15 protein-coding genes are annotated in these 12917 nt (G+C 42.4%); all 15 read right to left on the minus strand.

Going from position 1 to position 12917, the window contains the following annotated elements:
• Positions 1-28 precede the first annotated feature (28 nt).
• A complete protein-coding gene (locus GVJ38_RS09730; protein WP_159722965.1) occupies positions 29-484 on the minus strand; it encodes a SprT family protein in 456 nt (151 codons plus the stop codon).
• 9 nt (positions 485-493) lie between these two features.
• On the minus strand, positions 494-2665 hold the full coding sequence (locus GVJ38_RS09735) for a Tex family protein (RefSeq protein ID WP_159722966.1): 2172 nt from the start codon (positions 2663-2665) through the stop codon (positions 494-496).
• Between the two features lie 55 nt (positions 2666-2720).
• Entirely contained in the window at positions 2721-3449 is a 729-nt protein-coding gene (locus tag GVJ38_RS09740) for a metallophosphoesterase family protein (protein ID WP_159722967.1), read from the minus strand.
• Between the two features lie 75 nt (positions 3450-3524).
• Positions 3525-3896, minus strand: a complete 372-nt coding sequence (locus tag GVJ38_RS09745; protein WP_159722968.1) for a VOC family protein — start codon at positions 3894-3896, stop codon at positions 3525-3527.
• A 72-nt stretch (positions 3897-3968) separates the two neighbouring features.
• Positions 3969-5357 (minus strand): L-cystine transporter, encoded by a 1389-nt coding sequence (locus GVJ38_RS09750; protein WP_159722969.1) that lies wholly within the window; start codon positions 5355-5357, stop codon positions 3969-3971.
• Positions 5358-5569: 212 nt separating this feature from the next.
• Entirely contained in the window at positions 5570-5977 is a 408-nt protein-coding gene (locus tag GVJ38_RS09755) for a DUF1149 family protein (protein ID WP_159722970.1), read from the minus strand.
• 29 nt (positions 5978-6006) lie between these two features.
• Entirely contained in the window at positions 6007-6621 is a 615-nt protein-coding gene (locus tag GVJ38_RS09760; RefSeq protein WP_159722971.1) for an HAD-IA family hydrolase, read from the minus strand.
• Between the two features lie 18 nt (positions 6622-6639).
• A complete protein-coding gene (locus GVJ38_RS09765) occupies positions 6640-7308 on the minus strand; it encodes a 2,3-bisphosphoglycerate-dependent phosphoglycerate mutase (protein ID WP_159722972.1) in 669 nt (222 codons plus the stop codon).
• A gap of 15 nt (positions 7309-7323) precedes the next feature.
• Entirely contained in the window at positions 7324-7737 is a 414-nt protein-coding gene (locus GVJ38_RS09770) for a hypothetical protein (RefSeq protein ID WP_159722973.1), read from the minus strand.
• Positions 7738-7875: 138 nt separating this feature from the next.
• Entirely contained in the window at positions 7876-8187 is a 312-nt protein-coding gene (locus GVJ38_RS09775) for a PTS lactose/cellobiose transporter subunit IIA (protein WP_159722974.1), read from the minus strand.
• Complete coding sequence (locus GVJ38_RS09780; protein WP_159722975.1) at positions 8184-9305, minus strand: M42 family metallopeptidase; 1122 nt, start codon at positions 9303-9305, stop codon at positions 8184-8186. Before GVJ38_RS09780 ends, GVJ38_RS09775 begins: the two co-directional genes overlap by 4 nt.
• A 16-nt stretch (positions 9306-9321) precedes the next feature.
• Positions 9322-10395 carry a M42 family metallopeptidase gene (locus tag GVJ38_RS09785; protein ID WP_159722976.1) on the minus strand — a complete coding sequence of 358 codons (1074 nt, stop codon included), beginning with the start codon at positions 10393-10395 and terminating at the stop codon, positions 9322-9324.
• A 26-nt stretch (positions 10396-10421) separates the two neighbouring features.
• On the minus strand, positions 10422-10943 hold the full coding sequence (locus tag GVJ38_RS09790) for a GrdB-related putative oxidoreductase (RefSeq protein ID WP_159722977.1): 522 nt from the start codon (positions 10941-10943) through the stop codon (positions 10422-10424).
• Positions 10944-10957: 14 nt separating this feature from the next.
• A complete protein-coding gene (locus GVJ38_RS09795) occupies positions 10958-12301 on the minus strand; it encodes a PTS sugar transporter subunit IIC (protein WP_159722978.1) in 1344 nt (447 codons plus the stop codon).
• A gap of 21 nt (positions 12302-12322) precedes the next feature.
• Positions 12323-12655 carry a PTS sugar transporter subunit IIB gene (locus GVJ38_RS09800; protein ID WP_159722979.1) on the minus strand — a complete coding sequence of 111 codons (333 nt, stop codon included), beginning with the start codon at positions 12653-12655 and terminating at the stop codon, positions 12323-12325.
• Positions 12656-12917 lie beyond the last annotated feature (262 nt).

Below are 12917 nucleotides of genomic sequence, written 5' to 3' on the forward strand. Positions count from 1 at the left end.
AACTTTTCCGCTCTGAACCGCGAAATATTTACTTACGCTTCCGCTTTTTCAATCCTTGATAATGAAGAACGCCGCGACAGATTCCGCAAACATAGCATTTTGTATTTATTTTCCGTTGTCGTAAGATCTCATGACCGTGCTCACAACAATAACAATGATAACTTTTTTCAACTAGCGGCGGCGCATACCGCGCGCCACCTGTTTGGGCTAATAACTTTTTAAAATCGGCATCACGATGCTGATAGCCTCGGCCAGTCAAATGCAGATGGTAGTGACACAACTCATGCTTGATCACACTGACCAATTCTGGCTGCCCATATTTTTCTACCACTAATGGATTGAAATCTAGATGGTGATCGTTTAAATGATAGCGCCCACCAGTCGTTTTCAAACGCCGATTAAACACAGCCTGGTGTAAAAAAGGCCGTTTAAAACTTTCCAGCGAGATTTTCTCAACTAGCTGTTGTAATTCTTGTTCCGTCATGGCTTACTCCTATTGCTCCGGTACCATCGTCAAACTGATCCGGCCTTTTTTCAGATCCACTGCCTCGACCCAAACCGTTACGACATCTCCTACCGAAACGATATCGGTGGGATGCTTGACAAATTTTTGGCTAAGTTTTGAAATGTGGACCAACCCATCTTGCTTCACGCCGATATCAACAAAAGCGCCAAAGTCGATCACGTTTCGAACCGTTCCTTTTAATTCCATTCCCGGTTTCAGATCTTCCATGCTCAACACATCTTGACGTAATAGCGGGGCAGCCATAGCATCGCGCATATCCCGACCAGGTTTTCGTAACGCCAGTAAGATGTCTTGCACCGTCTCTTTGCCAATTGAAAACCGTTGCGCTAATTGACTTGCAGACAGTTGGTTGATTTTTTCAGTTGCAGCTGCATTGCCAAGTTCAGTTAACCTCACATCTGCTAATGCCAAAATTTTTTTAGCACTAGCATAACTTTCTGGATGGATCCCAGTATTATCCAAAACATTTTTCGCTTGAGGAATCCGTAAAAAACCGATCGCTTGTTCATAAGCTTTTGGACCTAACCGAGGAACTTTTTTCAATTGGGGTCGGCTAGTAAAAACGCCATTTTCTTCACGATAGTTAACGATGTTTTGGGCAATCGTCTTATTCAGTCCGGAAACCGATTGTAACAACTGCGGACTAGCTGTATTGACATCAACACCCACTTGGTTAACAGCCGTTTCAACGACAAAATCCAATTGCTCAGCTAAACGTTTTTGCGCCACATCATGCTGATACTGACCGACACCAACTGCTTTGGGATCGATCTTCACCAATTCCGCTAACGGATCTTGCAATCTGCGGGCAATCGAGACCGCACTGCGTTCTTCGACTTGAAGCTCAGGAAATTCTGTACGGGCAACTTCACTAGCAGAATAAACCGATGCTCCCGCTTCATTGACGATCACATAAAAAACGGTTTGGTCGATTTGTTTGATTTGTTCCGCGACGAATTGCTCTGACTCTCGACTGGCCGTTCCGTTACCGATTGCGATCATTTGGACTTGATATTTTTTCAGCAGTGCTTGAAAAGCTGGACCGGCGGCTTGACGTTTGGCTTGGGCAGCTGGCTTATGGGGGTAGATGACTTCAATCGCTAACACTTTGCCCGTTTCATCAACGACTGCCAATTTACAGCCCGTCCGATACGCTGGGTCAAAACCTAAGACAACTTTGCCTTTTAGTGGTGGCTGCAACAACAGATTCCGTAAATTTTCACCAAAGATCGCAATCGCTTGCTCATCAGCTTGTTCAGTCAATTCATTGCGCAGCTCGCGCTCGATTGCAGGACCGATAAACCGTTTATAGCTATCCAGATAAGCTTCACGAATAAAAGGCGCGGTAACCGACTCAGTGTGCGGGATCAGTTTTTGCTCGAAGTAATCACTGATTTTTTGTTCATCAACGACTAAACTGACTTTCAAAACCCCTTCTTTTTCGCCTCGATTTGAAGCTAAGACCCGATGGGAAACCATTTTAGTGATCGGCTCGGTAAAATCATAATACATTTCATAAACGCCTTTTTCATCTTGCTCCTCAGCTTTAACTGTGCTGTGATAGCGTCCATGTTTTTTAGTATAGTCACGAATCCATGTTCGAAACATTGGCTCATCACTGATCTGTTCAGCTAAGATCTCATGGGCGCCAGCTAAGGCTTCTGCAGGTGTTGTGATCTCTGCTGTGACAAATTCGGCTGCTTTACTATTCACATCGCCGCTTTTTGGTTGACTCATCAAATAATCAGCTAACGGTTCCAAACCGTGCTCTTTTGCGATCGTTGCTTTTGTCCGGCGTTTTTGTTTATACGGCCGATACAAATCTTCTACTTGTTGCATCTTGACCGTTGCTTGGATTTTTTCAGCCAGCTCCGGGGTCAATTTTTCTTGCTCCGCGATCAAACGCAAGACTTCCGCTTTACGCTTTTCAAGATTTTCTAAATAATGATACCGCTCTTCGATCTCGCGGATCTGAACTTCATCTAAACTGTGGGTCCGCTCTTTACGGTAACGCGCGATAAAGGGAACGGTATTCCCTTCTGCTAACAATTCTAAGACGACTTTGATCTGTTGCAGACGGTATGCGGGCAACTCTTGATCGACTAAGCTTAAAATCGTTTGATTGATATTTTCTGTCATCTGACTTCCTACTTTCTAACAAAATCCCATTCATTTTACCACAAATGACAGCGCGCTAAAAATCCGGTTGCCAAGCGTGAGGATTTTTAACTTCATAGTCATGGACAATGCCGTCTTCATTAAAAACCACACCATGTAAACTCCCGCCAAAAACCGCCCCGCCATCGATCCCGATCTTATGATCACTTTGCCACAAAGCAGTCGTCTGCATGTCACCATATAACATCGGTGTAATCGTATGACCAAAGACGATCGTTTTCCCCGTTTGATTTTTTCCTTGATGAAACGGCTCCCTGATCCATAAAAAATCCATTGGGTCCGTATCGTGCCAATCTTTTTTAGTCAAATCGACCCCAGCGTGGACAAACAAATAATCATGCCACTCATAATAAAGCGGCTGATTCAATAAAAAGGTCAGCAATTCTTTGTAGCGGCTTCGGATAAACAGCGCGATCTCCGTGGGGGAATATTCTTCTGTCGCCCCTGGATGAAGTAAGCTTTCGATCGTTTCTTTTCCACCATTATAGACATAACTTTGAAAGAGTTCTTCCGGATCTTTTAAAAACTGTAAAAAGTACTCTTCGTGATTGCCTCGCAAATAAATGGCATCATACTTTTCCACCAGTTCTAAAGCTTTTAAAAAGCACTGTTTGGATTGCTTGCCGCGATCATTCAAATCTCCGATCAATAGCAATTGTTGCGTGGCTGGTTCAAACTGTTCCAAGACTTGCTGAAATAATCCATATTCCCCGTGGACATCTCCGACTGCAAATAATTCTGCCATTGTTACCCTCCTTTAAACAACGTTTCTAACGTCATTTCCGTCTTTTAAAAAAAACATCCCGCAAAAACGGAATGTTTACTTACCAGAAACCACGAAATAATTCCCATCTAAATCAACAAAATTAAAAACGAGTTCGTCGCCCACTTTTGTCAGATCCCCCATCGGAATCTCTTTTGCTTGCAAGCTTTGATAAAGCCCTAAGACATCGTCACTGGAAAAAATTAAAGCTGGTGCAGGTTCGCTCGCGTCAGCCGTATTTTCTGCAATAAACGCGCGGTCATAGATCACTAAATGCGTACCGCTATTTTCAGTCACCGCTAATTCCGCAACGGTTGAACCATCGACTTCATCTAAACTGATCAAACTAAAACCTAACGTTTGCCAAAATTCAGCAGCTGCTGGAACAGCTTGTGCATATAAAATGACTTTTACTTGTTCGTTAAACATTTCTTCACCTCAAAAAAAGTGTACCAAAAAAGCTTGGGCCGCGCCACCCAAGCTTTACTCGAATTACTTTAATTAATTGGTTTCCACTGAAGCGTTGGGATCATGTAAGATCTCATCGTTAAAATCATGGATTCGATGACTCGTGACGACACCGGCGACCATACTGCCATCAACATTGATGGCAGTCCGAGCCATATCGATCAATGGTTCAACCGAGATGACTAATCCCACGATCGCAACCGGTAAGTTCATCGCACCTAACACGATCAATGACGCAAAGGTTGCGCCACCCCCGACACCGGCAACGCCAAATGAACTAATCGTTACGATCGCGATCAACATCACGATAAATTTCAAATCAAACACATTGATCCCGACAGTTGGCGCGACAATCGTTGCCAACATCGCAGGATACACACCGGCACAACCGTTTTGCCCAATCGAGATCCCGAAACTTCCGGCAAAGTTAGCCGTTGCTTCATCGACTCCCAAAGCGTTCGTTTGAGTCTCGATGTTCATTGGCAATGTTCCGGCACTAGACCGCGAAGTAAAAGCAAAGCTCAACGTTGGGAAAACTTTTTTGTAATACGTCGCCGGATTGACTTTCACCGCCATTAAAATCAAGGCGTGGATCAATAGCACGACGATCAACGCACTGTAAGATGCTAAAATAAATTTTCCTAAATTCAAGATTGCTTTAAAATCACTAGTTGCTAGCACATTGGTCATCAGTGCGAAGACTCCATAAGGTGTCAGACGCAAAACAAGCGTTACGATTCGCATAATGATCTTGTACAAACTTTCGATAATCTCAGCAAACGTCTGGGCTTCTTTCGGTGCTTTGCGTTTAACACCTAAGTACGCGATCCCGACAAAGGCTGAGAAGATCACGACCCCGATCGTACTGGTAGAACGAGTCCCAGCAAAATCAGCGAAGACATTCGTTGGGATAAACGATAAAATTTGTTGCGGGATGGAGAAGTTTTGAACGAGTTTTTGTTTTTGCGCTAGCTCTCCGATCCGAGCCGTTTCCGCCGCACCTTTGGTAAAGGTCGCACCATCTAAGCCAAAGACCATCACAGCTAAGATACCGACTAAAGCGGCGATCGCTGTCGTCCCTAACAAAATAAATAAAACATTGAAACTGATTTTCCCGAGTTTTTCGCTGGACTTCATCTTAGTGAAGGCCCCAACGATCGAGATAAATACAAGCGGCATAACTAACATTTGTAATAGTGATACGTAACCATTACCGACGATTCCGATCCATTCCATTGCTTGTTTGACGACTTTACTGGTGTTGCCAAATAATAATTGCAAAACACCGCCGAAAATGATCCCCGCGCCTAACCCGGCAAAGACTCGAGTTGAAAACTTGACGTGGATCGTTTGCAGATGACGAAAAGCCACCAGCAACGCAGCAAAGATCAAAACCACTAAAACAGTGAACAGAGTTGTCATTGTAATCCTCCTTAAACATTAAGTAATGACAAGTCTGTCAAAGGAAGTAAAGGTTCCCGGTGACTACTCTTCAGCAGTACACCCTAAAAAATAGTTGCGCGTGGCTATATTCTAGTGACTGGAGTATTTTAGCGCACTTTAAATCATTTGTCTTTTATTTTGTTTGTGATTTTTCCAACAAAAAAATCCTCTCCGCAGAAAGGATTCGTAGTTTATTCTGATTGTTGCCCATCTTCGCCTTTAGTTGAGACGAAATTCAAATTGACTCCCGGCTCGTCTAACGCGATCTCCGTTACTTCATACGTTAGACGCTCAACGATTTTAAATAACGGTGCCACCAACTCATTGGCCTCTTCTTCAGTCAAATCAGTTTGTTCTTTGACTTTGCGGCCTAAAATGTGATTGACTTGCGAAACGGCGCCTTGAACGATGAACCGATCATCTACTGGCAACACAAATACTAAACGGATTTGCAAAATGCTATCTTCTTGCGGATAATCTGGATCCGTCGATTCTAAGGGCGTAAAGTTCAAACGAATCACTTGTTCTACTTCTTGGTCTTCTGGTGGTAAGTCATAATGATAAGCTTCCACTAATTCTTGGTCTCTTTTGATTTCCATAATACACCTCCGATATTAGTATAACATAATTATTTCGCCGCTAAAGGAAGAATTTCCCGCAGACTCGTGACCTCAAAATCAGGGGCGACTGGATTAGCAAATCCGTCGCGATTATAAAAAATCGTTTGGATACCAGCATTTTCTCCTGCTTTGATATCCAATGGGCGATCCCCGACCATCACGGTTTGCTTTTTATCCAACTGATGTCTTACGATCAAATGCTCCAATGAAGTCGGATCAGGTTTCCGAGGAAAGCCGGAATCTGAACCAATAATCTCGGTCACAAAATCAGCTAGTCCATCACGTTTTAACAGTTGCCATGTTGACTCCACTGTCCGATGGGTCAAAATAAAATGCTGCGCGCCCACCGCTTTTAATGCCGCTAAGACGTCTGGGGTAGCTTCAAATGGAAATGATTCAGTCAAACGAAGAGCTTCATAGCGATGATACGTTTCATCAAATTCTTTTTGCGGTACTGGCAGTTCTGTGATCAACTGACGGATCGACGTCTCCTTGATTTTGCGATAGACCTCTTCAGCCGGCAACACTTGCTGATAGTCGTGTAACGTCTTTAGCAGTGCTTGTAACATAACCGGATAGGTATCGTACAATGTCCCATCAAAATCCCAAATAAAATTTTTCATCTTACTTCCCTTCATCGACTATAAGACTTCTTTTGCTACAACTTGGAGTGCTGCATCAAACGTGTAGACAACAGGCGTAGCATTCGGTACATCGATCGTGTTGACTGCATCATCTGCCACTTGATCTAAATATTTGATCAACGCCCGCAAACTATTTCCGTGCCCACAAACTAAAACCGTTTGTCCTAACTTAACTCGTAGTGCAATTTGATCTTCCCATAACGGCAACACGCGGGTCAGCGTTTGCTGCAAACTTTCGCCTAGTGGGATCAAACGAGGATCAAGGGTAGCGTAGCGACGATCAAAATGATTTTTTTCAACTAGCGGCGGAACCGTCGTATACCCGCGGCGCCATTTTTCAACTTGCTTTGCTCCAAATTCGGCCGTCATCTGGGCTTTGTTTTTCCCGACTAATTGGCCATAATGCCGTTCATTCAAACGCCACGTCTTAAATTCTGGTACAAAGTTTGCCTGTGCTTCATTTAAAATAACTTTCGCGGTTTTGATGGATCGTTTTAAAACAGACTCAAAGGCAACATCGATCGTTAAACCACGAGTTGCGATTTTTTCGCCTGCCACTTGAGCTTGCTTCAGTCCTTTAGTCGTCAGATCGACATCGAGCCAACCAGTCCAATAATTTTCAAAATTTGCTTCGCTTTCTCCATGACGGATCAAAATCACCTTCATCGTTTCACCTGGCCTTTATACTTTTTTGACAAATTGCGCGTGACAGTTGTGACACGTCACTTTGATCTTTCCCCGACCGCGGGGCGCACGCATTTTTTGACTGCAACTTGGACAATTAAAATAGCGATAAGAATTTTTTCTTCTATTAAAGAAGCGTTTCCAGCTCGCTAATTTTTGCAAAAATTTTTGATTCTCATTCGACCGGACCACGATCCGCCGCGAAAAGATTCGATAGAACATCAATCCTAACAGCAGCCCCTCAATGATCGTTCCTAAATGAAACGGTAATAAGCGGCTAACGATCGAGACAAGTAACCAAACAAGTAACAATAGTTTATTCAAGTCATCAAAGCGTCCATAACGTCCGCGCATCACCTGCGTATATTTTTGTTGAAGTTTTACTAATCGATTCAACCAATGATTTGTCATCTGATCTCTTCTTTCTAAAAAAGTCTTCACCGTGCACTTTAGCATAAGTTTGACGTTTGTGCTAGCGATTTAAAAACTCACCTACTTGCCAAAAACAAAAAAATAAACGAGCCGTCTACTGGACAACTCGCTTACTCGTTACGCGATTCGCTGGTAAAGAGCGATTAATTCTTGTGTCAGATCAAGATAAGAGATGGTATTCATTAAATGGTCTTGGGCGTGGACCATCAATAACGTCATCGTTACTTGATCGCCACTTGCTTCTGCTGTTAACAAACCCGTTTGCGTATTATGCGCAGCGATCAAGGCTTGATTTGCGTCAGCCATTTTTGTTTCAGCGGTTGCAAAATCACCGGCTTTGGCTGCAGCTAAAGCCGCAACAGCTTCACATTTTGCATTTCCAGCATTTAAAATTAAACCCATCACCACTTGTAATTGTTCATCGTTCATTTCGTTTCCTCGATTTCATGTTTGGATTGGATTCCAACCGTACTTTTCAATTGATTTAATTGTTCCCAGTCGACGCGCCGACAAAATTCGGTCACTAACTGGATCGTTTGTTCATAATCTTTTCGGTGGATCAGTAAACGGGGCGAATGCATATAGCGGGTGGGAATCGAGATCGTCATGGAAACCACGCCCGTTAACATCTTATGAATGTTACACGCATCTGTCCCGCCAACAGTCATGAAGTCATAGCGAACATCTAAGTTGAGTTCGGCTACGATTTCTGCCATCAGTTGAACTAACCCGCTGTTACCGATCGTTAAAGAATCTAACACCGACAACGTGACGCCATCGCCTAAATTCATCCCCTCACAATCAAGAGGTGTATCGGTTGCAGTCGTAACATCTAAGGCGATCGCAATATCTGGTTTGATCGTATAGACGGCAGTTCGAGCACCGCGAATGCCGACTTCTTCTTGAACTGTCGCCGCAAAATAAACAGTTGCTTGATGACTTGATCGTTTCAAATTACGTAAAACTTCAAGTCCGACACCGACACAACAGCGATCATCCCATGCTTTTCCTAAGAGATAATTCGGATCATTTAGCTGGCGAAAGCGAACGTTTGGTGTGATCATATCCCCAACTTGGATTCCTAAGGCTTCAACAAAACTACGGCTGGGGACCCCTAAATCTAAATAAAGTTCCCGCGGCTCCATCACCTTAGTCTTTTCAGTTTTCGACATTCCATGGGGCGCTCGTGATCCCACGACCCCTACGAATTTCCCCCCTGTTTCAGTTGTGACCGTCAATTCTTGGGCTGGCATGACATGCCCCCACCAACCCCCAACAGGAAGTAAATTCAAATAGCCTTCTTCAGTAATACTCCGAACCATAAAACCAACTTCATCCAGATGACTGGAAAGCATGATTTTGGGGGCTGCTGGAGCTCCATTAGCTTGTAAGATCACTGAACCAAGATTGTCATAAAAAATCGCATCGGAAAAATCAGCTCCAAAATTTTTTACAATGCGGCTGACTTCGCGTTCATTCCCACTAATCCCATCAGCTTCTGACAACCGTTTCAGTAAATCGAGATCGATCTCATTGAAATTATTCATCTTTCTCTCCTCCTGTTTAACGATTTTCTTCTTTAAAAGCTTGGATTTTTTCCGGAGTCAATTCTTTTACAAAAATTTTCAATGCTTGCTTAGCAGCAACATAATCTCGTCGATCTAAAACTTCAGTCGGCGTTTGCAAATTACGGACCGGGATATTCATGAACAACGTTGGCGTCCCAGTTCGTAACTTATTGACCCAAGCAGCATCTGAGCCTTCCAATGAATAATAATATTGAAAGGGAATTTGATTGTCCTGGCAAATTTTTTTCAAAGTCGAAAGTAACAAACGATTCGGCAACACCGTCGGATCATAAAAATTAAGGAGCATTCCCTTGCCTAACTCACCGCGTTTTTCTTGAACTTTAACTTGATAATCAAACGCCCGATTCGTATCGAGCATGATTCCTAGATCAGGGGCCACTGCATTTGTTGCAGTTTGAATTCCTCGAAAGCCCACTTGTTCTTGAACCGAGCAACCAACATAAAGATCAAAATCCAATTCGCTCTCTGCTAACTCCCGTAAAAGTTCGATCCCCAACAACGGGGCATAGCAGCCAGTTAAATTTTTAGCAAAGATGCGATTACCAGCACTGCTACTCCACATGGAACCACCTAAAGCAATCCGATCCCCTAACTGGATCTCGTGTGCCCTCGCTTCTTGCTCAGAAGTGAAACCTAAATCGATCATAACTTCTTTTTTAGCATCCACTGCTTGATTTTCTTCATCAAAAGCTAAGACTGTCCCAGAGATTTTTTTAGTTGAGCGACTTACTAATTGAACGCGAGCTCCTAACAAACTATTCGGTTCCAACTTGCCTAAGATCAATCCCTTTACAGTCCCATTTGCTAAAATCTTTTTTACGATCATACCAGATTCATCCATATGCCCACTGATCATTACACGCGGAGCAGCTGGGGTTTTGCTTTTCTTAAGTGCATAGATAGAACCTAAATTATCATAGACGATCTCATCTGCATATTTTTCATATTCAGCCCGCAACGTACTGGACATTGCGCGCTCAGCGCCTGAAACACTATCGATCGAAACTAAGCGAGCTAATAATTCTGCATCGAATGCTTCTCTTTGCATTTTTGAGCCTCATTTCATTGATTTTATTAATAGCAATTTTCTTTGATAAATTTTTCGATCGGTTGGTCAGTCACTTTCAACTGAGCCAATGTCAAAATATTTTTTAACGCGTTCGTCAGCCCAGTCCCGCCTTTTTTTGGCATCTTGATGATGGTCAGCTCCGTTTTATGTTTCCTGATCGCTTCGTCACATTCTTCAGACATCGCAGCCACGACAGGAATCCCCGTTTGACTCTCGATCGCAGTCCCTACTTCTGAACAAAGTAGACCATATTTTTCATAATTAAAAGCCGGCCCGCAAATCACGACATCGGGTGCCATTTTACTCGTCATTCCAACTAGCTTGCGCGTGACTGTTTCCTTATTGGCTAAATAGTAATCATCGCCACAATAAAGTGTTGCAATAATCTCACCGTCAATCTCTTTTAAATAATTATCAAACATACTTGCAGAACCGATGGGCAACCGTTTGCCTCCCAATTCTAAATTGCCTTTTTCTTTGCCGCCAAATCCAGCTTGAATCTGATCGAAAATCATCATAATCTTCATGTGCTCACCCTTTTCTAAAGATCCTCAAAGGAAATATCATCAAAAGATAGATCCTCATCTTCTGTTTTTTTATTTGCAGCTTCGGCTTCTTCTTTCAAATATTGGCGGTCTAACGTTTTGATAAATGGATAATAAACCACACAGCCAAGAGCTAATAACATAAATTGCCAGACTGCGGCTACTAAACTCCCAGTCGAAAGATACCCTGAAAATCCGATCGGCGTGGTCCACGGTAAAGAAACCCCATTTGTGTACGGAATAATTCCCAATTTCGTGATCAAAGTCGAAAGTAATAAATTGATCGTTGGTACTAAGATGAACGGGATAATGATCACGGGATTCAAAACAATTGGCAAGCCAAAAATAATAGGCTCGTTGATTCCAAAAATGCCTGGAATCAGCGATAACTTGCCGAGCTTTGTGATTCGTTCAGAACGACAGAATAAAATCATGACAATAACTAATGATAATGTGCTGCCTCCACCACCGTAATTCGTAAAGAAATTTGAAAAAGGGTCCGTAAAAATATTAGGCAAATGTTCCCCCGCTTGAAAAGCATTTAAATTCTCCATCGTTAAAACTTTAGTGATCGGCGCGAAAACTGAATTGGCGACCGCCGGACCATTGATTCCAAAAAACCAAAAGATCGTGCACGCTAACGAATAAATAATTTGTGCAAACAATGTATTTCCCGCACCTTTTAACGGTGTTTGTAAAATCTCAAAAATAAAGTTGTGCGCCGTTTCGTAAGGCGTGAATTCAAAAGCGATTCGTACAAAAAAGAAAATCAGCATTACGATACCGCTTGGGATCAGTGCTTCAAAAGATTTACTGACTGCAGGTGGTACTCCATCAGGCATCTTGATCGTCCAACCTTTTTTTGCTACATAGGCATAGATCAAAACTGAAACGATCGCCATGACTAATCCTAAGAAGATACCATTTGTTCCTAAATACTGTAAATCAATTGCGCCAACTGGATCAGGTACACCTTTAATGACTACTTGCATAGGTGTTAAAATCAAATACCCCACAATAGCAACTGCTGCGGCTTGAATAGGATCTACTTCCAATTCTCGTCCATATGCGTAAGCCGTTCCTAAACAAGATAAAAAACCGACCATGTCAAAAATCGCGCCTGAAACATTTCCGAACCACGAACTCCAATTCGGTCCTAAGATGCCATTCCAAAAATTTTCCCAACCTGGAATTGGAAAATTACTAAATAATAAAAATAATGATCCAACGATGATCAATGGTGTCGTGATCAAGAAGCCGTCTCGAATCGCAACGAGTACTTTATTTTTCCCAAGCTTCTCCGCCAGCGGCATCATAACTGCCTCTAGTTTATTAAACATTCTCTGTCCTCCCATTACTAACTATGCTTGTGCTTTTTTCTTTTTTAGAGCGATGATAGCTTGTTTCAATACTTTTTCGCCATCCATAATGCCATAATCTTCAGGGCTGATCATTAAAATAGGTGCTCCATAAAAACCAAAATTCGCTACGGTATCTTCATATAAATACTTAACTTGCGGCCCTAACAAAATCACATCCGGCTTCTTTTCTTCAATGATTTGATTCAATAAACCATGTGAATAAGCCGCCACTTCAACTGGCATACTATGACTATCTGCTACATCTTGCATCCTTTTAGCTAACATACTCGTTGACATGCCTTGACTACAGAATAGATAAATCTTTTTTTTCATTATTTGAACACTCCTTATTTTTTATCCATCAACTATTGAATTGATGGTTGATACATTTTTTAGAACCTTTCAACCGCTCACTGAATAATTTAATGCTCGACTGGCTTTTCCGATTCTGTTCTTTGAGGCTAAACTCAAACTAGACATTTTATTACATCACCATTGACCTAGTTATAAAAAAACTGAGCGATCTACTTCAACAACGATACGTTCGTTACCGCTTTCATTCGCTGAATTATGAACTTATTATAAATAGCATATA

The sequence above is a fragment of the Enterococcus sp. CSURQ0835 genome, assembly GCF_902706605.1.
GTDB lineage: Bacteria > Bacillota > Bacilli > Lactobacillales > Enterococcaceae > Enterococcus_A.